Source organism: Lysinibacillus sp. FSL K6-0057, assembly GCF_038630885.1.
GTDB lineage: Bacteria > Bacillota > Bacilli > Bacillales_A > Planococcaceae > Lysinibacillus > Lysinibacillus fusiformis_F.
Genome location: NZ_CP152047.1, coordinates 2391480 through 2417521, shown reverse-complemented (window position 1 = coordinate 2417521; position 26042 = coordinate 2391480). Strand labels below are relative to the sequence as shown.

Here is a 26042-nt window from a genome sequence, read left to right as displayed (position 1 = left end):
CATTAAAATCTTACCAACATTTGCTAACAACGCCAACGAAGAAGAAAATGCGCGGAAAATCACGTTTTTTTCGCGCTATTTTTTAGCAGGTTTAACCAATCTATGAAATACTTACGTTTGAAAGAGGGTTGACACCCCTCTTAAACTAGTAGATATTTTCGAAAACATGAATAAAAAACGCATGTTTTATGCACTCGGTTTTTAACCTCTTTTTTTCATTGCTATCGTTGAATCGTCCTAGAGACAGCTAGTGTCGTAGCCTATTGCCAATCTTATATTACAGTTATGTTACAAGAACGTTACATTTCATTTACATAAAAATAAAACAACCTGCGTAAAACTACACAGGTTGTACATGGCAGAAATTCATAGGTTGCTTTCTTCTTCAATTTACCCCAATAACAGGTAATGCACCAACATTCTCTCCAATAATAACAAGTTTTGCTGGCATTTTTATATATTCTGGGAGCCATTGAACCATTCCATAAGCATATTGGAACAACATTGGGTTTTTGATGCCCTTAATCGGTACATAGCCTTTCATACGATAGATCGTTTCGGGTAATGCACGCACCCAATCCTCAAACTGCTCCTGTGTAAATTCCTGATCTGTGAAATCCACTAAGCGGGAACCTAGCTGCATTGAGGCTATCGGCGCTTTGACAATGGCTGTTTTATCAATTTGTGTCATTGCCTTTAAGCCTTCTAATAGGCTGAGCGGTACGCGTCCATTTGTTGTTTGCAAAATAAAAGCATGTGGGTTCAAGCCCTGCAGTTCATAGACGACCTGCCCTTGCTCTGCCTCTGTTAATAAATCGGTTTTATTTGCTAATAAGAGGTGTGCGTGGCGAATTTGCTCCATAAATAAAGAGCGCACTTGTGGTGTTAATGTATCACGGTGTAGCCAGAGCTTAGAATCAGCCACGGTGATAATGCCTTTGATATTGAGCTGATCTGCAAATAGCGGTGAAAAAACAGCATCCAATGCTTCTACAGGATGTGCTGCGCCTGTTGTTTCGATAATGAGCACATCAAAATCACTATCTAATAGAAGAGATTGAATTTGTGCCTCCGTTTTTTCAGCACCAGAACAGCAAATACAGCCCTCTAGCATCTCCTTGAGCGGGATATCCTTCTCCACTGCCTGTGAGTCAAATGGCAGCTTCCCTAGCTCATTCATAATAACAGCAGGCTTGTATTTCTTTTCTTTTAGCTGGCGAATGACATCTGTCAGCATGGATGTTTTGCCACTCCCTAAAAAGCCACTAAATAGGTACACATCTTTCATTCTAGTTCCTCCTATAAAAAAAGCTGTCGCAGATGCCGTGAAAGACGACTGCTGCGACAGCTACACTGTTAGTTTGTTGTTTCCTCCGTTTTTTCAGCTGTTCCTACAAGGAGCTCTTTCGCTTTTAATAACTGAGGATCATCGGCTTTCATTTTCGCACGTATAGCATCCATTAATGCATACGTTGTATTGCCTGTTAATATACCTGTTTCTTCAAGGTTACTCGCTGCTTGTAGTTCTTCTACTGCATGCGCTGTATTGTCATCGAAGATTCCATCTACTTCACCAGGCTCATACCCTAGCACTTGAAGCATCTCCTCTGCTGCTTTCACAGAGTCAGATTGTAGGCCTGTCTTCATTTCTAAAGAGGCGTTCAAGTATGGTAAAGAGGCATACGATGGATAACCAACTTTAACATCAGGCTCGATGCCTTTTTCATTAATCCAGTTGCCGTTTGGCGTTAACCATTTACCTGTTGTAAATTTCAGATTCGAGCCGTCTTTTAATGGTGTTACATTTTGGACAGTCCCTTTACCGAAGGATGTTTCACCTACAACTTTGGCACCGACTGATTCTTTTAATGCTCCTGCTAAAATCTCAGAGGCAGAGGCACTACCACTATCGACAAGTACTGTAATTGGTAGGTTATATTTTTTACCTGCAATGGCATTTGTAATTTGAGGCTCTGCATCTTTTTCTTGTACCTGCACAATCGCTTTTCCTTCTGGTACAAAGAAATTAGAAATATCGACAGCAGCCGTTAAATAGCCACCAGGATTTTGACGTAGATCTAAGACAATGCCCTTCATTCCTTTGCCTTCATACTCAGCAAGGATTTTTTCAAGCTCTTTGGTTGTTTGTTCACTAAATGATGTAATTTGAATATGGGCAATATTGCCATCAAGCATTTCACCATAAACGGTTTCTACTGGGATATCGTCACGAACAATCGTCATGTGAATAGCCTCTGTATTTTCGCCGCGTTTCACCGTTAATTTCACGGGTGTTCCTTTCTCACCGCGAATTAAGGCAACCGCTTCTGTTGCACTTAAGCCCTGAATGCTTTTCCCATCAACTGTTAAGATAATATCTTTTGGTAATAAGCCTGCCTTTTCAGCAGGAGAATTTTTGATAGGTGACACAACTGTAATATAACCATTACGTTCTTGGATTTCTGCCCCAATTCCTTGGAAACTCGAAGATAAGCCAGAATTAAATTGATCTGCTTCTTCCTTTACCATGAAATCGGAATAGGGATCGCCTAATGCATCAAACATACCATTGATCGCACCATCGACCACTTTTTCATCATCGATATCTTGGTAATAGTTATTTTTCAGTAAATCAAATGCTTCATATAATTTTGTAAATTCCTCTCGTTCAATCGGAACTTTCACTTCTACTACTTTCTTATCACCAAAGGTTAACGCAAAAATCGTTAAACCTGCCGTAATAAGAATCGTAAAGAACATTAGCATGATAAATTTAAACGGTTTTAGTTGTATAAATTGTCCTGCCGGCTTTATTTCAGCTGGAGTCGGCTCCTGCTGCTGTTCTGTACTTTCTTTTTTCTGTTCATCCATCTTGATTGTCACCACTCTCATTTACACTAACTTGTTGTCACACTACTACCATCTTAACAGGTTATCCAGAAGACGAAAAGAAAAAGACTGTCAAAGTTTCATGACAGACCTTGTCCTATCATGCTTCATTCTAACGAGCATTCCAGCACCTATTCACCCATCATACTACTAAGTTTAGGCATATTATGGTACTGCCTTTTAATTTTACTCATTTCCTAGTAGCAGTCAACAAAAAACTCAAAGAATCATAGAAATGCTATAAGAATATAACGTGCCAGTGTCCCAAAAAGTTGCATCCAATCAGGAATTATTCAAGAGATTTTGCAGTTTTTTATAAATGGAATGCACGGTTAATCGATGGAAGGAAATCAATTGTCCTTTATAAACCACTGAAAAAATACCATATGGCGTCGGTGATTTCTCCATCAGCTCTTCTCTCGTTTGAAGATCCACCAACTCTGGCAGCAGCCCTAATTTTTTCGCAGCTTGTTGAATATTCTCTGTTGCAACGTCTACATAAGGGCATTGAAAAGAACGTAAAATCGTTAAATGAGGAAACCTCGTTAATCGTTCCTGCCAATTATCAGGAAAGTATGGCAGTTCAACGCCTTCATGAAATGGAAACACCCATAATTCAAAAGCATCGAGTGCTGTTGCAATAGGTTGAAATTGGTGTTGTAAAAATAAATCCTTGCTTGGCGTCCAGGAAGTTTGGTCATTGGTGATGACCACCACTCCCTTTTTCCCACGTTCCTTGGCATCCTCTAAACATCTCTTTAATAATTGTGTACCATAGCCCTTGCCTACTGCACTTACCCATAAACAATGAATCACCACATAGCCATCTGCATGCACAACCCTCGAAGAGTATTCCGCGTCTGTATATTCTATAAAACCTACTTGCTTTTGATTTTCAAGCACTTGTATGTAATGTAAGCCCTTTTCAAATTGTTGATTAAGCCATTTGTTTTTGTTTTGATAGCCCACTGTTTTCTTCTTGCTTCGTAAACAATAGCTGCCCATTCCCTCTAGCAGCTCACCATTCATTTCAATCAGCTCTACTTGCGCCATGGTTATTCCCCCAATACGTTCATTGTGCTAATTTTACCATTTTTAGTGATTCATTCAAATACAATAGGAATCGCCTTTTCACTTGTTGCCGCATATGATGCAAGTAATGACAAACGTAAGGAGGCAGAAAAATGGGAAGAAATAATAAACAGAGCCAGAACAATGATTCAATGGATATTTATATCGCAAAGTTAGCCTATATCGGCACAGCCATTTCAACGTTAGGGGATGGCATACAGACCATCGCAGCTGGTCTAGCCCTAGAGTCACTACAAAATGCGAAGAATGATTCTTCTCCAACAAATAATGGTGATCAAACAGCCAAAGTTGATCACATGCAGATGCAAATCGATTATTTAATTGCTGAGCTGAAGCAAATCAAAAAAATGTTAAAATAACCTTTACATAAAGAGTAGTGCTGAAGATGGATCACTTCAACACTACTGTTTTTTTTCCATTTTCTTATTTGTCCTTTGGATTTCCAATAATTCAGAAACCGTCACAAACTGGTAGCCCTGTTTTTCAAGCTCTGGTAGGATTTGCTCCATTGCCTTGACTGTTTGTGCTCGGTTTCCCCCACCGTCATGAAAGAGTACAATATTGCCTGCCTTTACACCTTTTAATACCGTACTCACGATGCGATTGACACCAGGGCTTTTCCAGTCAAGTGTATCTAAATGCCAGGACCACATCACAACTTTATAGCCTTCTTTTGCGATGGCATCAATCATCGCATCGGTATATTGTCCTTCTACTGGTCGAAATAATGTTGGCTGATAGCCTGTAATGCCTGCAATCACTTCATCTGTTTGTTGTATTTCCTTCATTAAATTAGGTACATTTGTCTTGAAAGGGTGTGTAAAGGTATGATTGGCCAATTCATGCCCTTCTTCATACATTCTTGTAATCAGCTCAGGATTTTTTTCCGCATTTTGACCGACAATAAAAAAGGTTGCTTTTGCATGATATTTTTCCAATATATCAAGGATTTCTGCTGTATATTTGCGATGTGGCCCATCATCAAATGTTAAGGCAATGATTTTTTCATCTGTCTGAATTTCCCAAAGAATTTGACCTGCTTCCTCATAATACTTTCTCCCTTTATTTTCAGAAGAACTCACTTTTACATAAAAAAGCGACACTGTGATGAGACTAATTGGTAGTAAAAACAATAAAAACTTTTTCACATGTTCACGTCCCCAAATAATTTTTTTCGTACTTTATTATTTGAGGATTTCATAAAAAAATGCCTACGTTTCGCATTCATCCATTAAAATTTGCTGGTGGATATGATCTTCCAAATGTTGTATATACTCTTCAATCAACCATCCCAAAGTCCTTTGTTGCTGATTGATCATACATGGAAGGCTTAATGATTCTTCAGCTATGTGTTCCAGCACATACATGATTTTTTTGTTTAAGCTTGTCCATAACAATAAGATATCTTCTATTGGTAATTCCTGATAGCCCTGTAACGCGACCCATTGTACTTGGTCGTATGTAGTCACTACATAGGGTGAAGCTTCATACTGAATTTGAAGCAATCGTTCAAGATGGACCGTAGCCGCATCACATAAATGACCGATTACCTCCTTTTTGGACCATTTTTTCGGAGCAGGTCGTTTTGTACTTTCCGCTTCCGTCATGACATGAAATACTTCTGGTACTTTTATAAGCCAATAATGTAATTGGTCAACTGTCTTTTGCATGAAGGTCACTCCCTTCGGAATCAATGGTTACGTAATAATCCAATAAAGCAATCACCGCCTGCACCCGCTTATATTCGAATTCAATTTTAAAGGAAATCCATATAATGACGACATGAAAACTCAAGACGGCTAATGCGACGATTTGGACAAGTGACATGTTTAACAGAAGCTTACTATTTATGGTGATAGCTATGAACGTAAAAACGGATAGAATGACACCACTCATTGTAATGAACATGGGCTTCATACGTAGTATCTCAATTGCCTGTGCTTTTAACAGATGGACGATAAATCGCAGCTCCTGCCTTGTATATTGTTGCTGAAAAATAACAAAATAGGACTGATACACATCTTTATCAAGCTTTTTATGCAGTATATTTTTATGCATCTTTAGGACAAATTGATCACAAAAATCGTGCGCCAACGCTTGCTCTGGCTTTAACTGCTCTTCATTTTTTTCAATAATGGCGACCCTCAAACCTCCTCACCCTCTCATCATTAAAACTTTCACTCCATTCACTATATGAAGGAAAGAGAGTCGTGTAGTACGTTATCAAGCAAAGTCATTTATTATTGATTGTCTTTTCGCCGTCCTCTACTCAATCCGAAAATAGCTGTTGCGAAAACAAAAACCGCCGTACAGAGCCACATTGTCAATCCATTCCAAGCGCCTTTAGCAATCGTACTATTTACCAATAGCGTTATTTGCATGATACAAATGGCGATATAAAGCATAAATGTGTAATTCAACGGAGCACCTCCATTTTTTTATGATCCAAACGCAAAAACAAGATCTGTTTCACAAACGATTTCTCCATCTACGGTGGCAATTCCTCTACCTTTCCCAACTGCTCCCTTTACTCGTGTGATGTCTACCTCAAGACGCAGCTGATCACCAGGCTTTACTTGTTTCTTAAAGCGACAATGATCAATTCCTGCCAATAAGCCTAAACGCCCCTCATTCCCTGCCTTTGTCAGCATAATTATTGCACTAACCTGTGCTAATGCTTCAACAATTAGCACACCTGGCATCACAGGATACTGTGGAAAATGACCTGTAAAAAACTCTTCATTGATCGTCACATTTTTCATTCCAACTGCGCGCTTTCCTTCCTCTAATTCCATAATACGATCCACCAAAAGAAATGGATAACGGTGTGGCAAAATAGCTTGTATTTGTTGACCTGTTAACATAGGAATTCCTCCAAAATATTTTTATACCCTTATTCTAACACTAAATATTAGTACTAGGTAATAAAATCTAATTAGTAGTTTTCTGAATTATTTTTCATTATTTTTTCAATATTTCTTGATCGACAGCCACACAACAGCTAGAATATAATATTTCATGCATTCACCCTAGAATGATTAGTTTATTAGAATAGGATGGTTTCGCATGTTATCTTTTATCGCAATAGTTCTTTTATTATTTTTAATCCCAGGTCCTGCAGTGATTATTACCATTACGCAAACATTAAAAAGCGGGAAAAAGAATGGTATTTATACAGCTTTAGGCATCGGTCTCGGTGACTTGGTTCATACATTAGCGGCTGTTTTAGGTCTTTCCGCTATCTTGATGAAATCAGCCACTGCCTTTGAAGTGGTGAAATATATTGGTGTGGCATACCTTGTTTACTTAGGTATTCAGATGCTCCTCACAAAACCAAAGAAAATCGAACAACCGACTGTCGAACAAAGTCCTGCTAGTACGTCCTTCCGCCAAGGCTTTTTAGCAGAAATCCTCAATCCAAAGACGGCACTGTTTTTCCTTGCCTTCTTACCGCAATTTGTTCAGCATAACGAGCAATCTGTCACAAGCCAATTGCTAACACTTGGTATTACATTTGTCGTGATGAGTGCTTTATATACAATCCTACTAGCGATTATTACAAGCTTCATTGGCGAAAAAATCTTTACGAAAACAAGCGGTAGCTCACACTGGCTTGAAAAAACAGTTGGCTTCGTTTATATCGGTCTCGGTGTCCGTTTAGCGTTACAGACACAAAGCAGATAAATTGGAGAAGAACACAAAAGAGTGTTCTTCTTTTTTTGCAGGAAAATGGAGAATTTTAGCCAATACATACTAAAAGGAGGGTTGAACATGAATCAACGCCAAGAAAATTTATTTCAGCAGTTAGCACATTACCGTAGCGAGTTACTCCATTTACTAGAGCATGTGTCAGAAGAAAAGGCAAACATCATTCCAGCTGGTTTTCATCATCATATTCGCTGGAATATGGGCCATATTTATCTCGATCAATATTTATGGATAGAGGCTTTAACAAAAGAAAAGGATGCGGAGCTAGACGTTTTCAAGAAATGGTTTGGTTTTGGTACATCGCCTATTCATTTTGACGACGAAACGCCAACCTTTGAGGAGTTAAAAACGTATTTGGCTCAGCAGCCCTCTCATTTAAAGGAGCGCTATGGTCATCGATTAGCTGAAAAATTCCCACCTATTGACATGGGTATGCAGACCATTGAACAAGTACTCCTACGCACCATCTTTCATGAAGGGATGCATTTACAAGCAATTTTAACCATTCATCGATGCCTAAACGAAGCAACAGACCGCGCTTGATACTCGGTCTGTTGCTTACTTGTTTATTGATAGTTTTCAAGATAGTTTCCTTTCTCAAAAATTTCTTTCGGACTTAAGGCGGTCCATTCCTCTATCGATACATCGGGATGCAAATCAAGATAGGATTTTACCATTTTATAGCCTTCACTGTAGCCATATTCATAGGGTAGACCATTTCCACCCCTAATTATTTCTAATGCACGAATCAGATCCCGCTTATCCAAATCTGCTGCAACATCTGACCAGTAAACTTTGTTGTAATCTAAATCAACTCGCGTAAAGTTCAAATCAGGATCAACTAATTTTTCAAACATCACTGCCCTTCCTTCAAATATGAGATGATCTAACACCGTCCCTTCACTACGTGGACGTTTTTCAGTTGCAACACTATGATGATATTCATGAGCTATAATTGCCCTGATAAATTCATCAGTATAATATTTATTATAGAGGGCTGTTATTTTACCTGCACCAATCGTTACCATATTCGCGTTAACATCTGTGGCTGGAAACACACATACCGTTGTTTCATTATTAGTTGTAAGAAATTCAGAAGATTTGAATAGACCCTCTTTGATACTCTTTTCAGTTGCTTCCCTATCAATTTTTTCGCTTAATAATTGATTTTCTTTCAATTGTTTGGGCGTGATATTCAACACTGTCTCAGCCATATTTATATATTCACCATTCTCAAAACATGCACTATAAACTGGATCAACGACCTCTTCTCGATAGATGTCCAATGGTGAACGATCTGGGTCACTTTCTACCTTTTCTGTATAGTTTTGAAAAAGCTCATAAGCATGAATTATTTTAAATGGTTGCTTTGTTTTTGGATGTTCGAATGAAACCGTGATACTTTCTACATCTGGTTTTTCATGGGAAGGCTTTTCTGTTTGTGCACAGGCACTAAGCATGAAGCATAGCAGCATTAATACGACAAAACCCTTTACATAATTCATCCTTTTCATCCGTCCTTTCCATCAATAAATCTTTTAACCATGCTAACGTTCGTCAACGATATGCCCTGTCGCTCGACTGTTTGTGTTTGCATGATTTGGTACCCTTTTCGTTCAAAAAATGGTCTCGCTGTAAGACTAGCATCTGTGGAGATATGAGTAAGACCAAGCTTTTTTGCGTCCGCTTCTAGTAAATCTACTAAGGCGGAGGCAATCCCCTGACCCTGGAAATCCTTATGGACATAAAGACGATCTAAATAACCCTCCATTGTCATATCTCCAAAGCCAACAATTTGATAATGCGCCCTTGCGATATAGGTCTTATTATTTCTTAAAGACTGCTGCCAAGCCGCTACGCTAACTGGCTGCATTGCTAACGGTGCCCAAGCCTCCAATTGTGCCTGTGAATAATCTTGAGCGTTTACACTATGTACAGTTTCGTAAAATAATTGCAGAATTTCTTCTAAATCATCGTCATGATAGTTTGTAAAATCAAGCATTTATACACCCCTTTTCTTGTAATCTATTATACCAATGATAGGATATTTATGTAAAATTATAGTAAGCTTATAGATCAAAGTAATCTATAAGCTTTTGTTCTACTGTTTCGGTGTATTGGCTGTCAGCGGATTCGCATTGGCGACTAATTGTACAGGCGTCGTTGTTTGTTGAAAGCTATCCTTCTGTCCTTGATTGGATTTCCCATAGCCTTTCATCACAGCAAATAATGCCGCACCAACAATGCCCCATGTCAAAAACTTCATTCAATAACCTCCTTTCAGCGTTAGTATTCGAGAACAAATACAGATTATACGCTGTCAAAAAGTAGCTATAGCGATGAAGACTTTGTGTCATTGTATATCTGATGATATAAAGAGATTAAAAATAGTAATATTTTTATTATAAACAGAAGAATATTATGGTAAAATTTCGAAGGTGGTAAGTGTTATGAGTAAAGGAGGTTTATTACCATGAAGAAAATTTTTACAGGGCTATGTCTAACAACGATGCTGTGGATGGCAACGCCCGCTGAGGCTGCAACAACACAAATCAAAATCGACGATGTTGTGGTACAATCTGATACAGCACCTGAGCAAAAAAACAATCGAACAATGGTGCCATTGCGTGTGATCAGTGAAAACCTTGGTGCGCAAGTTCATTGGCAGGATGCCCAAATCACCCTTTCAATGGATCAAGCAACCGTTAAATTGAATCTAAATAACCGAACAGTCATTAAAAATGGTGAAACAGAGCAATTGGATGTACAGCCATACATGAAAAATAATCGCACCTATGTACCAATCCGCTTTATTGCTGAAACATTTGGCAGTCAAGTGCATTACAATCAAGGGACAGTGAATATTACGACTGAACCATTGCTAATTGAAGACGAAAAAATCAAGGTGCTTCGCTATGAATATCATATGACAATGGGTGGTGTCATTCAGGATATTAAGGGCCATGCCTATCACCAAGCGCTTTTCAACATTTTCCAAGAAAAGAAAGGCGACAAAGTAGAGGCTCCGAAAGAATATTATTGGCACTTTAATCTAGAAGCTCCGGGATCTTATTATAAGCTTGGTCAATTTGATTTTATGAGCCATGACAATAACAGTGTCAAACAATATGATATCTATACATTAAATCAACCTTTCCCTGAGGAACTATTACAAGGCTATCCTAAAGTTCTACTACATGATACAACAGAGGATAGCTGGTATTTATTCTCTGAACAAGCCGTAAAGTCAATTCAGCAACTGATTCAAAGTGCAGATAACAATGGATTTAGCAAAATTATTAGTAATACAGTCGCTTAAAAAAATTTTTTGATGGCAGCTATACGCAACATATTCTGTATGAAAATGTGCAAAATATTCATATCAACGATTGATTGATGGAGGTTTGCCTCATGCAGAAATTCCTGTCATTAAGTATTGTGCTACTATTCCTTTTATCTGCTTGTTCGTCGGAAGAAGCTCCGCCCAGCGAAGAAGCCGAAGCTAAAGAACAGACCGTAAATGCGCAGCCAAAAGAAAACCTCCATGCCTTGGGCTATGACAAAGGTTGGACAATGGCTGAATAATGTAAAAAGCGTGTTTTGATAAAATGATATCAAAACACGCTTCTATAAACTATCTTTGTATAATTTGAATAAGGTTGCCACATGTATCATTGAAAACTGCTATTGTGACCTCCCCCGCTTTTGTCGGCTTGATCGTAAATTCAACGCCCTTCTCCAGTAAACGCGTGTACTCCTTGTCTAAATCAGCGACTCCAAACATCGTGGCTGGAATTCCTTCAGCGAAAATCTTGCTTTGATAGTCCTTTGCGGCTGGATGCTCATCTGGCTCAAGTAATAGCTCAGTCCCTTCTAAATCATCAGGCGACACAAGCGTTAGCCATCTATGTTTTCCTAATGGAACATCCTCCTTTTTTACAAACCCTAACTTTTCCGTATAAAATGCAAGTGCCTTTTCCTGGTCTTGTACAAAGATACTGTTGACAATAATGTTCAATTTATTTTCCTCCTTTTGAGTCGTTAAGAAACATCCTTCACATGAAAGCTTTACTCTACCCATCCTTTCAGCAAATCTTTTAGCGGTTCTTTATTGAAAAGAATCACTCGATACTTTCCCTTCCGCTGTGATATGACGAGTCCAGCCCCCTCCAATACAGAGAGATGTTTAGCAATCCCCTGCCTCGAAATAGAAAGTTCATGTTTCATTAGAAGACGCACCGTCAGTTCATACAACGTCATCTCATCACGCTCAGCTAGCTCATCTAATATAAGTCGCCGAGTCGAGTCCCCAAGTGCTTTAAAAACAGCGTCTTTGTCCCAATTCATAGCTCGATTATAGGCAACTATATGGTTGCATGTCAACTATAAGCAACTTGTAGATTGCATGAGTTTTGTACGTGTGGACTCCTTATTTGAACGGGGTGAATCTTTTAGGAGCGGAGGTCTATTCTTTTGGAGCGGAGTTCTACTCATTTAGAGCGGCTACTCTCCTTTTTGGAGCGGATCACCACTCATTTAGAGCGGCTTCTCACTTTTTTGGAGCGCTTCTCTACTCATTTAGAGCGGCTACTCGCCTTTTTGGAGCGGGTCACTACTCATTTAGAGCGGCTTCTTACCTTTTTGGAGCGCTTCTCTACTCATTTAGAGCGGCTGCTCTCCTTTTTGGAGCGGCTCTCCACTCATTTAGAGCGGCTGCTCTCATTTTCGGAGCACTCCTCTACTCTTTTGGAGTGGCTACTCACTTTTTTGGAGCGGGTCTCTACTCATTTAGAGCGGCTGCTCTCCTTTTTGGAGCACTTCTCTACTCATTTAGAGCAGCTGCTAACCTTTTTGGAGCGGGTCACTACTCATTTAGAGCGGCTACTCACTTTTTTGGAGCGCTTCTCTACTCTTTTGGAGCGGCTGCTCTCCTTTTTGGAGCGGCTCTCTACTCTTTTGGAGCGGCTACTCACCTTTTTGGAGCGGATCCCTCCTCATTTAGAGCGGCTACTCTCCTTTTTGGAGCGGATCCCTCCTCATTTAGAGCGGCTACTCTCCTTTTTGGAGCGGGTTCATCCTCATTAGGAGCGGCTGCTTACCTTTTTGGAGCACTTCTCTACTCATTTAGAGCGGCTGCCAACCTTTTTGGAGCGAATCCCTCCTCATTTAGAGCGGAATCTAACCATTTAGGAGCGAATCCCTCCTCATTCAGAGCAGCAGCCATCCTTTCGTGAGTAGGCCTTGACCGCTATAATAGATAAAATAACAAAAAATCCTCATGATAACTAAAAAACAGCAAGCCCGAATTAACTCACTCATGCTTGCTGTTTTCTTCGATTGGTAGCACCGTGGAATATTTAATTTCCCGTAAGGATAAATTCGTTTGAATTCTAGAAATCCCCAGCTTATTTAATTTTCGAATGAATTGATCCAAGTCTTTACGATCACGAATGACAACCTTTAACAAATAATCATAGGCACCTGTTAAGCAATGACATTCCAAAATTTCGGTCATTGTTTTCAAGCTGTTTTCTAGCTCCTCTATTTCCTTTTCCTGATGAATATTGGTGCTCATAAAAATATAGCACAATAAATCAAATCCTAATTTTTCCTGATTTAAAATCGCGACTTGTTGATCAATATAGCCTTCATTTTCTAGGCGTTTCACCCTTGTATGGGTTGCTGGTGGGGATAAATTCACCCGTCTAGCTAATTCCGCGTTGCTCATTTGAACCTCTTGCTGCAAAATGGCTAAGATTTGCAGATCCACATTATCTAACCCTTTATTTTTTATATCTTCCATTGCTTTCTCCTCTTTTGATTATTTTTAGACAAGCAGGTTTCGAACACGATTTCAAAACATTATTTCAATAATCGTTAAATAACTTTCAATTATTTCGAATTTCTTCATTTACACAAAATATTATACTGTCAAATCACCAATAGTGCTATGATTCTTATTATACATAAAAGCAAAAGGAGTGTTCCTATACTGTGGTCAAATTTTATATGGGCTTAATGCTCGTCACAAGCTTACTATGGGGAGGCAATTTTGTTGTGGCTAAGACGCTGGTGGCGCATGCCTCTCCGATGACATTAACGATGGTCAGATGGTTGATTGCGGTGATCATCCTTCTACCTTTGGTTTGGTGGAAAGAGAAGAAATTAGTTCCTGCCAAGTCGGCTCTAGTACCTTTATTCCTGATGGGCATTACAGGTGTTGCCTTATTTAATATTTTTCAATTTTTAGCATTGGAACGAACAACCTCCACGAATGCTGGTCTTATTTCAACGATGAATACCATGTCCATCGCCCTTTTTTCCTTTGCCTTTCTGAAAGAAAAAATAAATGGCTTGCAGCTTTTAGCGATGATCCTCTCTTTATTTGGTGTCGTTCTTGTCCTTTCAAAGGGAGATTGGCAGCAATTACTGAATTTCCAATTGAATACAGGAGATTTATGGATGGTGGCAGCCGTTTGTGTATGGGGACTTTACTCCGTTTGCAGTAAGTGGGCTATGAAAACAACCTCTCCTTTAATGGCGACATTGTATGCAGGCTTGTTTGGGGTGCTCATCCTAGTTCCATTCACGATTACAGATTTTACCTTTTCCAAAATCGACTCTTCTTTCATTCTTTCAATTCTTTATACAGGGGTCATCTCTACAGTAGTTTGTATGGTACTTTGGAATATTGGCGTTCAGCAATTAGGTGCCACAACCTCTGGTATTTTTCTGAATTTTAATCCCATTTTTACAGCTCTGCTCGCCTTTTTATTTATCGGAGAACAGCTAAGCTGGCTGCAAGGCATTGGGGGAATCATCGTGATTATGGGGTGCTATTTATTCACATATTTTAAAGCGAAGACGCCACAGGCTGTGCTCTAATTCCATCTCTTTCGGTACATGCAGGAACTATGGTAATTGAAAATAAAAGATGCATTCCCCCTCTCAAAACTCAACGAGAGGCAATGCATCTAATGGATTCGTTGGTGTTTTTGGCTAGTACAACAAATGAAACCGTAGTCCCTTCGTGCAGCTTGCTTGTAATGCGCAAACCCTGACCGTAATGATGTTGCAGTCTTATATGGGTATTGATTAAACCAATACTTCTGGATGGTCGCTTTTCCATCTGCAGTAACTTCGCTAATTGTTCTTCATTCATCCCAACGCCATCATCCGCTACAGTGATTTCGAGATGGGTAGTATAATCGATCATACGAATATGAATCGTTCCACCTTCAGCACGCTTTAAGATTCCGTGCTTTAATGCATTTTCAATTAAAGGCTGGATAGTCAATGATGGGATGAGGACATCTGTCTCCGCTTCTAGTTCCCATACGACCTGAATACGCTCTCCAAAACGCTCCTGCTGAATGTAGAGATAGGCTTGAATCAGCCTAAGTTCATTTTCTAGCGGCACAAGTGCTTCCACGTTTTGAAAATTATAGGACTCTCTTAAAAAATCGCTTAATGCCTCTACTAATTTACTTGTTCGGTCACTATCTAATTCACTCAACGTTAAGATGGCATTTAATGTATTAAAGAGAAAATGTGGCTCGATTTGTGCCTGAAGCCAAGCCGCCTCCATACGATGTAGCTCTTGAATAGAGCGCTTTACCTTTGTTAACGCCTCTACTCGGGATCGTAGCTCTAAGGCATCCACGGGCTTGATGACGTAATCATTGGCCCCTGCTAAAAAGCCATTTTCAATATCATGTGGCTGACTGCGCGCTGTCAACAATAAGACAGGTAAATCGGTCATCGTAAATTGCTTGCGAATACTACGCACTAATTCATATCCAGACATTTTCGGCATCATCACGTCTGAAATCACTAAATCCCATTCCTGAGACCAAATGCAAGCTAGAGCCTTCAAGCCACTTGTTACAGTCACTACTTCATATTTTTCATTAGCTAATATCGTTTCGATCACTCTCAAGTTGATGGGCTCATCATCCACAACTAAAATGCGAGGACGGTTACATGCTGGTGAGCGATTAGTCTCCACATTGGACTGCGAAGCCATTCTTTCCTGGCTCTTAAGTTCCTGCTTCTTCTCATCGGTATCGTGGCTATCCGCTTCATCCGATAAAGGTAATGTAAAGGCAAAGGTTGAACCTTGTCCTACCACTGACTGTGCCTCTAATGTTCCACCATGTAATTCAATAAGTCGTTTACTTATGTTGAGTCCCAGTCCAAATCCGCCTTCAATGATGGTTTTACTAACAGTTCCTTGTTCATAGGGCTCAAATATACGCTGCATTGTCTCCGCATCCACACCAATGCCTGTATCGGCTATAACAATTTTAGCCATACCCTCTCCTGTCGTATAACCAGATAGCGTAATCGCCCCTTCATTGGTAAACTTCACAGCGTTATGTACTAAATTAAAGACAATTTGAATCACTCGATTTTCATCGGCTAATACCTTGTGAAAATCTTTTGGAATTTGGTTAACAAAGTGAACAGGCTTCCCCTCCATCATAAAGCGGAGCATATCTAACACAGCCACTACAATTGTGTGTATGGAAACAGTGCCTAGATGGAGCTTTTTCGTATTTTCCTTTAGACTCATTACATCCAGTAAATCATTTAACAATAAGGACATGCGTTTTCCAACAGCTAGCACCGTCTCTAAATCATTGACACTTTTATGACTAAGGACAGCTGCTTCACGCTCTAACACCGCTTTTGACATATTGATAATGCTATGAAGTGGATTGCGCAACTCATGTGACGTACTAGCCAAAAATTCATCCTTTAGCAAATCTGCCTTTTGCAGTTTTTGTGCAAGCTCTTTTGTATCGGCATGCACTTTCACATAATCCTTAAACCATAACGTGGCTAAACAGGCAATCGTGATAATCAAATCAAATGGATACGAAATCACCTTGATTCCAGTGATCAGCAGCAAGACATCCCATAGAATACTATTGACAAATGCGAGTATGGCTAAAAGAAGAAACACATTATGACGAATATCTTTTATTGTCCTTCCTAGCATTAACATCATCGTAATCACAATCGGAACAGCTAAAAGGACAATATAAACACCTTGTATTGTCACGACATAACGTGTTGGTAATAGCATCGCCAATACAGATGCACAGGCACAAATAAGGGCAAACCCCTGTTTAGAACGGTTTAGATGGCGGGGCAACCATGGCTCGATACATTGGAGGAGCGAATAGCCAATGCCAACCATCGAAAGATGAACGAATATAAAGCCCCAATCATAATTGATTGGAAACCAAAAGGAAAGAAGCTTATCATCACTCCCTAAAAGATAATAAAACATAATACTAATGGTTAGAACGGAAAAGAATAGTAAGCGTCTATCCTTATTCCCAAGTAAGTACAAAATGACAGAATAGATCGCATGTAAGATTAACACAACTGCTACGAGAAGCTGCATCGTGATAGATAATTGTGTTTCCCGAAAAATCATCTCTTCTCGTCCGAATTTAATGGAACGTACAATACCACCATTACGTGGGTCTTGAAAGTTAGCAACCTGCATAATAATATCGATTTCACTTTGTCCTTTTGTTTCAAACGAAGCGGTAAACGGGACATTTTTGGCAACCGTTTGCTGGCGATTTTCACCTAGTTCCCCTGCAGCCGCAATTAAATGCCCATCCACATATATTTCCGCAGCACTACGAATACTAGGCACCCTCATACTAAATGTAAAAGCTTTTTCAGGGTCTATCAATAGTTTCAAATGATAGGAGCCATAACCATATGGTGTCAATTCACCCTCTTGAAAAACTTCATCCCAGCCATCTGGAACCTGTATATAGGTCGGAGGCATCGGAGGATTATTCTCGTCCATCAACCAACTAGACGGATAAAATGCCCATTCACCATCAAGTGTTAAGGTGTGATGCTGGAAATCGAAATCTCGTAAATCTATTTGCCCCCCTTCAGCATATGGTTGATGTGATTGTATAAATAATTGTAACCATAGTAGTCGCGAGCCTGTTAACAAGAGAATAAATATGGTAATAATAACAGCAATCTTTTTCATAAGCGGCCTTGGCAAAAGGGGATGTTTTCATTGCTTAATGACGTCACAGCATTATACGTTCCCTTTTTTAGCGAACGGCTGAAAAAACAAACGAGTATGCACGTTTATCCCTGATGCTACGCCTTCAGTACAAAAACAGTTCCCTTTTGCAAATTTCACCTCCTAGGTCACGTTCCCCTAATGATTAATGTACGATCTATGAACCCAACCATTTTACTAATCGTACATCTACACCTACTGAACAATCGAAAAACAAGATGAGATTAGCCCTAGACTACGGGTATAATGAAAGAAAAACCCAAAATTGATTGGAGATACCATGAATATTCGATTAGAAAGATTAACACAGGATGATTTTGAAAATTTATATGCATTTGAGGTTAAAAATAGGGCGTATTTTGAAAAAACAGTACCTAGCCGAGGGGATGACTATTACCATTTACCACATTTCATAAGGAAAAATGACATGCTAGTAGAGGAACAAGCTCAACAGCTGTCTTATTTCTATCTAATAAAAAATGAACTTGGACAAATTATAGGGAGAATGAATGTAACCGATATTGATAAGCAGCAACGATTAGGTCATATCGGTTATAGAGTGGGAAAAGAATATAGTGGAAAAGGGGTTGCCCATACAGCCTTACAATTAGTAGTAGACCTTATGCGCCAGGAAGGCATTCTCGTCATGGATGCACAAACAACGACGAACAATATAGCCTCTCAAAAAGTATTAGAGAAAAACGGCTTTAAAAAGATGGATAGAAGTGGGGAAACATTTGAAATGAATGGACAAAACTTCACATTCACTTATTATCGGTGGATTAATTCGTAGGATGATCTGACAAACCGTATTGTCAGATCATACAATTTAAAAGGATGTGCCTAGTCCAATGAAACTCCTTCAATGGCTGCTTTCAATTCTTCTAAGCTCTTGATCATTTGTAGCAAATAATGATATTCAGCTGCATTCATATGGTCACCATGCTCTGTTATGTATCTTTTTATACTACTTTCCATCGTTTGAATTGCTAGCATAGCTTTATAGTGAGCGTCAGGTGCTAGTTTTCTACTGTTTTCTGTATTATGTTGGTTTCGATTTTGGGGCACTGCGGTTTGATAGCTCCTTTAACATATCGCATACCTTTATAGATATAAGGATATACATATTTTGCACGATCAACGACTAGTATCTAATGATAATTCTAGTATAATAGTTATCCATTTATTCCTTTCTAATTGTAAAAATACAATTATTGAAGCCTATTTTATAATATTGCACTCTACAAATTCTATACAACGTAAAAAATCAAGATGAGCAGCTAGCCCTCTTGATTTTTTGCCTGTTGAACCAATAGCTTTTACATCTTTTGTGGGGGAATAATGCCTGTTACAAGTAAAATAAAAAATACTAAACCAATAAGGAAAAATACCAGTGAGGCTATAAATACGGGGCCAAGTGTAACCTTGAACCGCTCTCGCTCATGAATGATTCCTGTTTGTGCACTCACTTGGGATGCGAAAAGCCTCGACATCGCTCCACCGCTACTCGAAAAGTAAAATGTTCCTAATGTAAAGGCAACGCCCGTGAAAAACATCACTTCGATAAATCGTACAGAGAACATTGTGGCAATCCAATACGTCAGCGATATTTCTACAATCCATGCAATGATGATAATAATGATGTGTTTCCGCTGCATTCAAAGGAGCCCCCTTCCTTTTTTCTTCAGCTACTTCTACGTATCATTTTGGAAAAAGTTTCATTTTTCTAACTATATTGTCTATAAGACTTTTATTGTTCTTAGAGGTCCTCAATCAATTGTGTTAATTCTTGTTGATTGAGTTCGCCTTTCATGCTGTGCTGTAATTTCCCTTCTTTATCAAAGATAAAGGTACTAGGATAATTCATCACTTCAAATGTTTTCTGTAGTACCCCCTCCTCGTCTAGGAAAATAGGAAACGATAAATCATAGGTATCCTTAAATGCTGTCGCCTTCGCATAGCTGTCATAGGCTGTGGCATTGATGGCTAGTAGCTCGACATCCTTTGATTTTTGTTGATAAAAAGCCTCTAACTCAGGTGCTTCCTGTTGACAAGGGCCACACCAAGATGCCCAAAAATTCACAATTAATATTTTGCCCTTATATGCTTCAAATGTTGTGGAGGATTGATCTAGCTTTGTTAAAGCAGTCTCATAATTAATTTGTTTGGTGCCATCCTCCAAAACGGTCATAGAGGGTGTAAGTGATTCTTGAAAAAAAACATTTTTTAATGCCATACCAATAAAGATTGCGATCATGAGTGCTGAAATAATGAAGCCTATTTTTTTACGATGCATACAACTTCTCCTTTTAAAATATACAAATAATTGTATATTTTACCATACTATCTACTAACAGGATATGAACTTTTTGTAAAACATAAAAGTAGCCCCTACTTTGAAAGTAAGGGCTACGCATATTGTTGAAAAACAAAACCATCAATAGAATTTTTGTGAAAGGTGAAATTGGTTTCCGTTGCAGGCTACTTGCTTTCCTGTGGGCGAGCGCCGAGCCGCTTCCTCCGCTCCCGCTCCGTGCAGGGGCTCGCCTGTCTCGCTATCCCACGGGAGTCAAGTAGCCCTCCACTCCAACCTACAAAATGTTAACTTTTTAGCAAAGGTTTTCAAATAAAGTGAAGATCTTCACTACTCTTTATGAAGGGGTGTTGTCACTACACATTGAAAATAAGAGCCTATCTAATTATACAAAACATGGGCTAATTTGATTACTACGGCTAGCTAGTATGAAAGATAAGGAAAAGACACTTTTGCAGGATGGTTGATTGGAGCGAACGGAAGTGAGTGAAGCCGCTCATCGGACGCCCCCTGGAAAGGACGCTGGCGGAACGGAAAGCAACCCCTCACCTTGCAAAATTGCTTTTTCTGCCGTTGACATCATCTTTTTGCAACAACATGAGTAGCCCCTACTTTGAAAGTAAGGGCTACGCTTTCTTACGTGAAAGACGTTTTATTTTTATAGGCGATCAAACTAACGAGCAGAAGCACACTAGCTGAAAGGAAAAAAACAACTCGTATCCCATACCATTCTGACAAGATGCCCATGGCTAATGATGAAAGGCCGAAAACCCCTGTCACAATGACATTTAGAGATGTATAAACAGTAGGTAATTTTTCCTTTGAGACACTTGTTTGAATGATGGTTTGCTGTGGAATGTTTTTTAATTGCCCACATAAGCCAATCAGCAGAGAACAGAGCAAAGCCATTAATGGTGTGATACTAACCGCAAAGAATAATGTAAAAATAGCTGATAACAGCGCGCCTACACTTATTAGCATAGCTTTTTTACGCGCAACAAATTGGGTCCATTTTAAACAAATCATACTGCCTATCATCATGCCAATAAAAAAAATGCCGTTGAGATAACCCCACCATTGAGAAGGAGCCTGCAATGCTTCTTCTACAAAAACGAGTAATATCGCTGCGACCCAGACAGCTCCTGCCATCGATTCCAGTAAATCCATACGCGCAGCTACTTTTAGTACAGGCGTTTGGTGAATGGTTTGCCACCCTTCCATAATTAACGACCATTTCTTTGTCTGTGGACGCTCGATACGTGCTACATCTGGTAGAAGCTTTAATAGAAATGTTGCGATGAAAAAAAGGATGACAACACCCCATATAAGCTGTGATGGCGTAAAGAGAAGAAGCAAGGAACTACCAACGAACCAAGAACCCACCTGAATGGATTGGATAACCGTTTCAGCCATACTATTTGCTCGTAACAAATCCTTTTCTTCTACATAATGAGGCAGCAAGGATTGACGAATGGGATTGGCACAACCATCCAAGAACGCAACCATCGCAATCAGCAAAAATACAAAGACAATCATCGGCTGATCGCCTGCCCATTGTACATACAAGGCGAGACCCAAAAGGACAGCGGTTTTAAAGCCTTGAGAAATGGTTAGCAAATGATTCAACGAGATTTTCGTCGTCATAATAGGTGTCAGCAGACTGGAAATCAACATACAAGAAGTAATAATAAACGGTACGAAGGAAGTAGCAATAGCCGAATTGGTTAAACGATAAATTATACTAATCACGCTTACTATATAAAGAATATCGCCAATATCTGCTAAAGCTTGACCTGTCAATAAAAGTGAAAAAGATCGGTTTTTAAACACGTTTTATCCCCCAAAAATAAGATTTTAACTTTTCTTGCGGGGGATTTTTAAATTGGACGAACCTGCATGTCTGAACTCCTTTTTACGCCTAGTTGAAAAAACAATGGGGGACTTCATTTTTTCAATTTCTACGCGTGATTTTCATTGCTTTACCTTTTAATTTCAAGAAAATTCTAATGTATTTATTTTAGCATCACTTCCGCTGTGTTGCCAGAACACAAAAAGACCAGGCGCTCTCAAAAAATTTGAGTCCTGGTCTTTTTGTGAAAAGTGAAACCTACTAGTTTGCTTTAGTTTTTGTATTCTACTAGTACAGTAGTCGTGTCAGCTTGGCAAAGGTTACACATTTTTGAGGGAATTTAATTTCCTCCTTTATTCTTTGCACCGTTTTAAGCTGTACGCCTTGAAAAATGAGTTGATAGATATCCGACTTAGAGGTACTTTTCCAAAAATCATAGCCATAGTGGGCATCGAAATAATGGAAGATGATTGCCATTATATTGCCATGTGTTCCGATGGCAATTGTTTGACCTGCATATTTCTCTAATAAATGAATGATTTCAGGAATGGCACGATTTTGGACATCCCTGCTCGATTCACCACCGTCCAAACAGTAATCGAGGTCATGAAAGGATTTTTTTATCGCATCATCTATTTCTTCGGCTGGAAGTTGATAGGCTCCCTTTAACTGTTTTTCTCTTATTCCTTCAATTGTCTGTATCTCTAGCTTGTGAGTATCAGCCAATCCTTGGATTGTTTGGATAGCTCGTGTATAAGGACTTGAAACAATCACATCTATGTTAAATGAAAGGAGCGCTTTTGTTATTGCTCTCGCATCTTCCTCACCCTTTTTGGATAAGCCTCTTGTACGTTCCTGTCCAAAAATAAAGGGCGATTGTGCATGTCTAATCATAAAAATGGTTGTTTCCATTGCAATCCCCCTTAACGCTATTACGTATTTGCATTTCTCCTCGCAAAAGTGGAAGGCTTATAGAATACCTTGTAAGTATCGGCAAGCTCAGCTCTCACCCGTGCTGTTAACTGCATTCCTTGCTGATTAAATCGATCTTCCAATTCAACTCCATGCGGAAAAATGCCGTCATTCTTCCAGTCAATCCATTCTCCGTATTGTCGAATCCATATGTCTAGTTCGTGTTTTAATTGGTCTGATAGCGGGACATCCTCTATATTTAAATTACAATAGCAGCGATGACACCAAATCGGGTCTGCCCCTATATCCCCTTCTACTCTTAGCTGATCGGTCATTTGCGATGGACATGCACATTCCATATGTGAATCGGCTCCTTTTCACTAAATTAACATTTACAATAATACCCTTTTTCAGATTTTATTTCTATCAAAACTAGTGAATTAGAATATCCACGTAACATGAGGGGAGAAACAGTGCATTGGATTGATACAAGCTCTGAGAGACGAAATAAAAAAATGTATCCAATACTTAAACCAGGGCTTACCTTTATGATAAGTCCTGTTTTTTTTGCTTAGTTGAGCTTAAATTGACCTACCTGATTATTTAATTCTTCCGCCATTTTTGCCAGTTGATTGGAGCTATTCGAAACTTCCTCCATCGCACTCGAAGTTTGCTGCATCGTTGCGGAGGTTTCTTCCACCCCTGCTGCAGATTCTTGAGATATCGCGGCAATTTCTTCGATGGCTTCATCAATTCTTACAGAGTTTTCTACTAGCTGATTTAAGTTTTGAGAGACGCTTGTAATGTTAGTGGCCATCTCTGTCACAGCACGGTCAATTTCGACAAATGTTTGATTCGTTAAAGAGATTTGTTCTGTCCCTTGTTGTACCTCTTCATAGCTGCGCTTTAAAGAGTTTGTGACATCATTGGTTTCCTCTACAATTTGCCCAACGATTTGCTCGATATCGATAACAGACAATGACACCTGCTCTGCCAATTTACGGACTTCTTCTGCCACCACAGCAAAGCCCTGACCTTGCACACCTGCCCGTGCCGCCTCAATCGCCGCATTGAGTGCCAATAAATTTGTTTGTTTTGCAATATCATTTATGACAACGACGAGCTTGGAAATATCCTGTGATTTATGATTCAAACCTTCTACTTTATCCACTGCGTCATGGACGATGGCATCAATTTTTGTCATTTGGTTGGTAGACGCTTCAATTAAATGCTGACCTGAATTCGTTAAAGAAAGCACATGATTGGAATTACTCTGTACATGTTGACCATTTTGACTCGCTTCATTCATTCGAATAACAAAATCACTCATCAAGTTGGAGAGGTCACTCGTATTATTTGCCTGTGACTCTGTGCCCTCTGCAATATCATTCATTGTCAGTGCTACTTGCTCGGTTCCTGATTTAATTTCGATGGACGATTGTAGTAGCTGTTCACTGTGTGCAGCAACCTCATTGGACACATCTTGAATTCGCTGAAGCATGTCCTTCATTTTCATATTCATGGTATTCGTTGAAATACTTAATTCGCCAATTTCATCTTTCGCTTTAATGGTCAGCATATCATGGCTTAAATCACCCTCCGCAATCAGCTTCACTCGCTCTGAAATTTGCTTAACAGGTCTAGAAATCGACAAGGCAGAAGTGAGACCAGCTCCGATTGCTAATAATACAACGATACCAAATGCTACCATACTAATTGTATTCAGACGGTCATTATTCTTTATTAACGTTTGCCCTGCCTGACGAATCGACTCCTCGCGTGAGCTAGCCAGCGATTCAAAGCCTTCACGAACCGCCCCAATCTCATCCTCTTTACTAATTAGGTTTTTTACGGCTAATTCGGTATTGCCACCTTCATAGATTGGAAAGACATTTTCCTCCACATATTGACGCCATGCCTTTGCTCTTGCCGCAACCACCTCTAGTTCTTGTGATTCAAGTATTTGACGAGCTTTTTCTTCATTTTCTAAAGACAATTTTGTATATTCTTCATATGTATCTTTATATCCTTTTTCACCTGTTAATACATACCCTCTGGCAGCACCAATCCTCACTGAAATGGAGTTGGCTAAGTGCTGGTCGACAATGGACAATTCAAGCTCCCGATGCACCATATCTTCAATCTCTTTATTCATTTGTATATTTGAATAAATGATATACCCACTTTGTATCATAATCCCTATTAGAATGATGAAAAATCCGAATAAAATTTTTGTCCGTAATGATTTGAACTTCATAACGATCCCCCTCAAATTATTCAATAATAAACCTTAAAATGAAAATTTTTACACTTCCTAATCTAGTAATACCTTCCCTATGACTAAACAAGAGAATATGCCTTCATAGTTACTATGTATCAGTTAGGCGTTTTTATTATTTTTACATTCGATTTATGATATCTTTACTTTTCCGCAAAAAAATATTATTTCAAATTTTATTATTCATAATTATTTCACCAACTTTTCCAATAAATAGGTACATACACATAATTTCTAGGAAATCCGAAATAAACATGCAGTATTTTTGTAAGGATTATTTTACTTCAAATTTCCTAAATTGGAAAGAGTGTAAATTAAATTTTTTAATAGATGGATTTTTATACATTAATTTATTTAACAATGCGTTGCTTTACTTTATAACAAAACAAAAAAACTAGGGATTGTTGAACAATACCTAGTTTGCATGTTGTTGAAAAAAGATCGTGTCACTAGCAGAAAAAGAACTTTTGGCAAGGTGAGGGGTTGATTTCCGTTCCGCCAGCGTCCTTTCCAGGGGGCGTCCGATGAGCCGCTTCACTCACTTCCGTTCGCTCCAGGGTCTCATTTGTGACGCAAATCCCCTTGGAGTGACGCTGGCTCCACTCCAATCAACCATGCTGCAAAGTGTCTTTACTTTTTTCATAGTAGGATAGCGATCAAATCGCCCATTATCTGTATTCTTAGAGGGGATAAACTCTTATTTTCAATGTGGAGAAGTCATACATGACAACCATAAAGAGTAGTGAACACCTTCACTTTATCTGAAAACCTTTGCTAAAAAGGTAACATTTTGTAGGTTGGAGTGAAAGGCTACTTGACTCCCGTGGGAAAGCGAGATAGGCAAAACTCTAAACGGAGCGGTAGCGGAGGAAGCGATTCAGCGCTCGCCCACAGGAAAGCAAGTAGCCTGCAACGGAAACCATTTTCACCT

General features: G+C 39.2%; 30 protein-coding genes. 8 read left to right on the top strand and 22 right to left on the bottom strand.

What is annotated here, in order from left to right; all coding sequences use genetic code 11:
• Positions 1-385: 385 nt before the first annotated feature.
• The 3 genes from MHB40_RS11860 to MHB40_RS11850 all read right to left on the bottom strand — a co-directional run bounded on the left by MHB40_RS11860 (position 386) and on the right by MHB40_RS11850 (position 3942).
• Positions 386-1288, bottom strand: coding sequence for a CobW family GTP-binding protein (locus MHB40_RS11860; RefSeq protein WP_342534676.1), 903 nt, complete (start codon positions 1286-1288; stop codon positions 386-388).
• 68 nt (positions 1289-1356) lie between these two features.
• Positions 1357-2871 carry a S41 family peptidase gene (locus MHB40_RS11855; RefSeq protein ID WP_342534675.1) on the bottom strand — a complete coding sequence of 505 codons (1515 nt, stop codon included), beginning with the start codon at positions 2869-2871 and terminating at the stop codon, positions 1357-1359.
• Positions 2872-3171: 300 nt separating this feature from the next.
• Positions 3172-3942, bottom strand: a complete 771-nt coding sequence (locus MHB40_RS11850; RefSeq protein ID WP_342534674.1) for a GNAT family N-acetyltransferase — start codon at positions 3940-3942, stop codon at positions 3172-3174.
• Positions 3943-4073: 131 nt separating this feature from the next.
• On the opposite strand from MHB40_RS11850, the gene MHB40_RS11845 reads away from it, so the two are divergent.
• Positions 4074-4340 carry a translation initiation factor 2 gene (locus tag MHB40_RS11845; protein ID WP_342534673.1) on the top strand — a complete coding sequence of 89 codons (267 nt, stop codon included), beginning with the start codon at positions 4074-4076 and terminating at the stop codon, positions 4338-4340.
• A gap of 42 nt (positions 4341-4382) precedes the next feature.
• Here the strand turns inward: MHB40_RS11845 and MHB40_RS11840 are convergent, their stop codons facing one another.
• From MHB40_RS11840 to fabZ, 5 genes are all read right to left on the bottom strand, one after another.
• Positions 4383-5129, bottom strand: coding sequence for a polysaccharide deacetylase family protein (locus MHB40_RS11840; protein WP_205443415.1), 747 nt, complete (start codon positions 5127-5129; stop codon positions 4383-4385).
• 63 nt (positions 5130-5192) lie between these two features.
• On the bottom strand, positions 5193-5651 hold the full coding sequence (locus tag MHB40_RS11835) for a DinB family protein (RefSeq protein WP_342534672.1): 459 nt from the start codon (positions 5649-5651) through the stop codon (positions 5193-5195).
• Positions 5635-6129: a hydroxymyristoyl-ACP dehydratase gene (locus MHB40_RS11830; RefSeq protein WP_342534671.1), complete on the bottom strand. Its 495-nt coding sequence runs from the start codon at positions 6127-6129 to the stop codon at positions 5635-5637. Before MHB40_RS11830 ends, MHB40_RS11835 begins: the two co-directional genes overlap by 17 nt.
• Before the next feature lie 92 nt (positions 6130-6221).
• The gene (locus tag MHB40_RS11825; protein ID WP_342443615.1) at positions 6222-6401 is read right to left on the bottom strand and encodes a hypothetical protein; all 180 of its coding nucleotides are present in this window, start codon (positions 6399-6401) and stop codon (positions 6222-6224) included.
• Positions 6402-6419: 18 nt separating this feature from the next.
• A complete protein-coding gene (gene fabZ, locus MHB40_RS11820) occupies positions 6420-6845 on the bottom strand; it encodes a 3-hydroxyacyl-ACP dehydratase FabZ (RefSeq protein ID WP_205443409.1) in 426 nt (141 codons plus the stop codon).
• A 202-nt stretch (positions 6846-7047) separates the two neighbouring features.
• Here fabZ and MHB40_RS11815 point away from each other — a divergent pair, with 202 nt between their 5' ends.
• Together MHB40_RS11815 and MHB40_RS11810 are read left to right on the top strand one after the other, a co-directional pair.
• Entirely contained in the window at positions 7048-7665 is a 618-nt protein-coding gene (locus MHB40_RS11815) for a LysE family translocator (RefSeq protein ID WP_342534670.1), read from the top strand.
• 87 nt (positions 7666-7752) lie between these two features.
• Positions 7753-8232, top strand: coding sequence for a DinB family protein (locus MHB40_RS11810; RefSeq protein WP_342534669.1), 480 nt, complete (start codon positions 7753-7755; stop codon positions 8230-8232).
• A 23-nt stretch (positions 8233-8255) separates the two neighbouring features.
• On the opposite strand, the gene MHB40_RS11805 is transcribed toward MHB40_RS11810, so the two are convergent.
• The 3 genes from MHB40_RS11805 to MHB40_RS11795 all read right to left on the bottom strand — a co-directional run bounded on the left by MHB40_RS11805 (position 8256) and on the right by MHB40_RS11795 (position 9955).
• Positions 8256-9194, bottom strand: coding sequence for a DUF2268 domain-containing putative Zn-dependent protease (locus tag MHB40_RS11805; protein ID WP_342534668.1), 939 nt, complete (start codon positions 9192-9194; stop codon positions 8256-8258).
• 5 nt (positions 9195-9199) lie between these two features.
• Complete coding sequence (locus tag MHB40_RS11800) at positions 9200-9691, bottom strand: GNAT family N-acetyltransferase (RefSeq protein ID WP_342534667.1); 492 nt, start codon at positions 9689-9691, stop codon at positions 9200-9202.
• A 99-nt stretch (positions 9692-9790) separates the two neighbouring features.
• Positions 9791-9955, bottom strand: coding sequence for a hypothetical protein (locus tag MHB40_RS11795; protein ID WP_004230164.1), 165 nt, complete (start codon positions 9953-9955; stop codon positions 9791-9793).
• Positions 9956-10162: 207 nt separating this feature from the next.
• On the opposite strand from MHB40_RS11795, the gene MHB40_RS11790 reads away from it, so the two are divergent.
• Entirely contained in the window at positions 10163-11008 is an 846-nt protein-coding gene (locus MHB40_RS11790) for a copper amine oxidase N-terminal domain-containing protein (protein WP_205443404.1), read from the top strand.
• 92 nt (positions 11009-11100) lie between these two features.
• Entirely contained in the window at positions 11101-11274 is a 174-nt protein-coding gene (locus MHB40_RS11785; RefSeq protein ID WP_205443402.1) for a hypothetical protein, read from the top strand.
• 49 nt (positions 11275-11323) lie between these two features.
• Here MHB40_RS11785 and MHB40_RS11780 read toward each other — a convergent pair whose 3' ends face one another.
• Together MHB40_RS11780 and MHB40_RS11775 are read right to left on the bottom strand one after the other, a co-directional pair.
• Positions 11324-11707 (bottom strand): VOC family protein, encoded by a 384-nt coding sequence (locus MHB40_RS11780; protein WP_205443400.1) that lies wholly within the window; start codon positions 11705-11707, stop codon positions 11324-11326.
• A 50-nt stretch (positions 11708-11757) separates the two neighbouring features.
• Positions 11758-12036 carry a helix-turn-helix domain-containing protein gene (locus MHB40_RS11775; RefSeq protein ID WP_342443729.1) on the bottom strand — a complete coding sequence of 93 codons (279 nt, stop codon included), beginning with the start codon at positions 12034-12036 and terminating at the stop codon, positions 11758-11760.
• A 126-nt stretch (positions 12037-12162) separates the two neighbouring features.
• On the opposite strand from MHB40_RS11775, the gene MHB40_RS11770 reads away from it, so the two are divergent.
• Positions 12163-12774: a hypothetical protein gene (locus MHB40_RS11770; RefSeq protein WP_342534666.1), complete on the top strand. Its 612-nt coding sequence runs from the start codon at positions 12163-12165 to the stop codon at positions 12772-12774.
• 226 nt (positions 12775-13000) lie between these two features.
• Here MHB40_RS11770 and MHB40_RS11765 read toward each other — a convergent pair whose 3' ends face one another.
• Positions 13001-13492: an Lrp/AsnC family transcriptional regulator gene (locus MHB40_RS11765; protein WP_342534665.1), complete on the bottom strand. Its 492-nt coding sequence runs from the start codon at positions 13490-13492 to the stop codon at positions 13001-13003.
• Between the two features lie 206 nt (positions 13493-13698).
• On the opposite strand from MHB40_RS11765, the gene MHB40_RS11760 reads away from it, so the two are divergent.
• Complete coding sequence (locus MHB40_RS11760) at positions 13699-14574, top strand: DMT family transporter (RefSeq protein ID WP_342534769.1); 876 nt, start codon at positions 13699-13701, stop codon at positions 14572-14574.
• Positions 14575-14644: 70 nt separating this feature from the next.
• Here the strand turns inward: MHB40_RS11760 and MHB40_RS11755 are convergent, their stop codons facing one another.
• Positions 14645-17719: an ATP-binding protein gene (locus MHB40_RS11755; protein ID WP_342534664.1), complete on the bottom strand. Its 3075-nt coding sequence runs from the start codon at positions 17717-17719 to the stop codon at positions 14645-14647.
• Between the two features lie 319 nt (positions 17720-18038).
• On the opposite strand from MHB40_RS11755, the gene MHB40_RS11750 reads away from it, so the two are divergent.
• Positions 18039-18551 (top strand): GNAT family N-acetyltransferase, encoded by a 513-nt coding sequence (locus tag MHB40_RS11750; protein ID WP_342443605.1) that lies wholly within the window; start codon positions 18039-18041, stop codon positions 18549-18551.
• A gap of 50 nt (positions 18552-18601) precedes the next feature.
• On the opposite strand, the gene MHB40_RS11745 is transcribed toward MHB40_RS11750, so the two are convergent.
• From MHB40_RS11745 to MHB40_RS11715, 7 genes are all read right to left on the bottom strand, one after another.
• On the bottom strand, positions 18602-18826 hold the full coding sequence (locus MHB40_RS11745; RefSeq protein ID WP_342443604.1) for a hypothetical protein: 225 nt from the start codon (positions 18824-18826) through the stop codon (positions 18602-18604).
• Positions 18827-19077: 251 nt separating this feature from the next.
• The gene (locus tag MHB40_RS11740; RefSeq protein ID WP_205443389.1) at positions 19078-19416 is read right to left on the bottom strand and encodes a hypothetical protein; all 339 of its coding nucleotides are present in this window, start codon (positions 19414-19416) and stop codon (positions 19078-19080) included.
• A 101-nt stretch (positions 19417-19517) separates the two neighbouring features.
• Positions 19518-20054, bottom strand: coding sequence for a TlpA disulfide reductase family protein (locus tag MHB40_RS11735; RefSeq protein ID WP_342443603.1), 537 nt, complete (start codon positions 20052-20054; stop codon positions 19518-19520).
• 654 nt (positions 20055-20708) lie between these two features.
• Complete coding sequence (locus tag MHB40_RS11730) at positions 20709-21902, bottom strand: MFS transporter (protein ID WP_342534662.1); 1194 nt, start codon at positions 21900-21902, stop codon at positions 20709-20711.
• A 307-nt stretch (positions 21903-22209) separates the two neighbouring features.
• On the bottom strand, positions 22210-22833 hold the full coding sequence (locus MHB40_RS11725) for a histidine phosphatase family protein (RefSeq protein WP_342534661.1): 624 nt from the start codon (positions 22831-22833) through the stop codon (positions 22210-22212).
• A gap of 20 nt (positions 22834-22853) precedes the next feature.
• Positions 22854-23192, bottom strand: a complete 339-nt coding sequence (locus tag MHB40_RS11720; RefSeq protein WP_342534660.1) for a hypothetical protein — start codon at positions 23190-23192, stop codon at positions 22854-22856.
• Between the two features lie 212 nt (positions 23193-23404).
• Positions 23405-25090 (bottom strand): methyl-accepting chemotaxis protein, encoded by a 1686-nt coding sequence (locus MHB40_RS11715; RefSeq protein WP_342534659.1) that lies wholly within the window; start codon positions 25088-25090, stop codon positions 23405-23407.
• Positions 25091-26042 lie beyond the last annotated feature (952 nt).

Bases quoted from the DNA above. Each gene is read 5' to 3' on its own strand.
- MHB40_RS11860 (WP_342534676.1), bottom strand. From the start codon at position 1,288: ATGAAAGATGTGTACCTATTTAGTGGCTTTTTAGGGAGTGGCAAAACA.
- MHB40_RS11855 (WP_342534675.1), bottom strand. From the start codon at position 2,871: ATGGATGAACAGAAAAAAGAAAGTACAGAACAGCAGCAGGAGCCGACT.
- MHB40_RS11850 (WP_342534674.1), bottom strand. From the start codon at position 3,942: ATGGCGCAAGTAGAGCTGATTGAAATGAATGGTGAGCTGCTAGAGGGA.
- MHB40_RS11845 (WP_342534673.1), top strand. From the start codon at position 4,074: ATGGGAAGAAATAATAAACAGAGCCAGAACAATGATTCAATGGATATT.
- MHB40_RS11835 (WP_342534672.1), bottom strand. From the start codon at position 5,651: ATGCAAAAGACAGTTGACCAATTACATTATTGGCTTATAAAAGTACCA.
- fabZ (WP_205443409.1), bottom strand. From the start codon at position 6,845: ATGTTAACAGGTCAACAAATACAAGCTATTTTGCCACACCGTTATCCA.
- MHB40_RS11815 (WP_342534670.1), top strand. From the start codon at position 7,048: ATGTTATCTTTTATCGCAATAGTTCTTTTATTATTTTTAATCCCAGGT.
- MHB40_RS11810 (WP_342534669.1), top strand. From the start codon at position 7,753: ATGAATCAACGCCAAGAAAATTTATTTCAGCAGTTAGCACATTACCGT.
- MHB40_RS11805 (WP_342534668.1), bottom strand. From the start codon at position 9,194: ATGAATTATGTAAAGGGTTTTGTCGTATTAATGCTGCTATGCTTCATG.
- MHB40_RS11800 (WP_342534667.1), bottom strand. From the start codon at position 9,691: ATGCTTGATTTTACAAACTATCATGACGATGATTTAGAAGAAATTCTG.
- MHB40_RS11795 (WP_004230164.1), bottom strand. From the start codon at position 9,955: ATGAAGTTTTTGACATGGGGCATTGTTGGTGCGGCATTATTTGCTGTG.
- MHB40_RS11790 (WP_205443404.1), top strand. From the start codon at position 10,163: ATGAAGAAAATTTTTACAGGGCTATGTCTAACAACGATGCTGTGGATG.
- MHB40_RS11785 (WP_205443402.1), top strand. From the start codon at position 11,101: ATGCAGAAATTCCTGTCATTAAGTATTGTGCTACTATTCCTTTTATCT.
- MHB40_RS11775 (WP_342443729.1), bottom strand. From the start codon at position 12,036: ATGAATTGGGACAAAGACGCTGTTTTTAAAGCACTTGGGGACTCGACT.
- MHB40_RS11765 (WP_342534665.1), bottom strand. From the start codon at position 13,492: ATGGAAGATATAAAAAATAAAGGGTTAGATAATGTGGATCTGCAAATC.
- MHB40_RS11760 (WP_342534769.1), top strand. From the start codon at position 13,699: ATGGGCTTAATGCTCGTCACAAGCTTACTATGGGGAGGCAATTTTGTT.
- MHB40_RS11755 (WP_342534664.1), bottom strand. From the start codon at position 17,719: ATGAAAAAGATTGCTGTTATTATTACCATATTTATTCTCTTGTTAACA.
- MHB40_RS11750 (WP_342443605.1), top strand. From the start codon at position 18,039: ATGAATATTCGATTAGAAAGATTAACACAGGATGATTTTGAAAATTTA.
- MHB40_RS11740 (WP_205443389.1), bottom strand. From the start codon at position 19,416: ATGCAGCGGAAACACATCATTATTATCATCATTGCATGGATTGTAGAA.
- MHB40_RS11735 (WP_342443603.1), bottom strand. From the start codon at position 20,054: ATGCATCGTAAAAAAATAGGCTTCATTATTTCAGCACTCATGATCGCA.
- MHB40_RS11725 (WP_342534661.1), bottom strand. From the start codon at position 22,833: ATGGAAACAACCATTTTTATGATTAGACATGCACAATCGCCCTTTATT.
- MHB40_RS11720 (WP_342534660.1), bottom strand. From the start codon at position 23,192: ATGGAATGTGCATGTCCATCGCAAATGACCGATCAGCTAAGAGTAGAA.
- MHB40_RS11715 (WP_342534659.1), bottom strand. From the start codon at position 25,090: ATGAAGTTCAAATCATTACGGACAAAAATTTTATTCGGATTTTTCATC.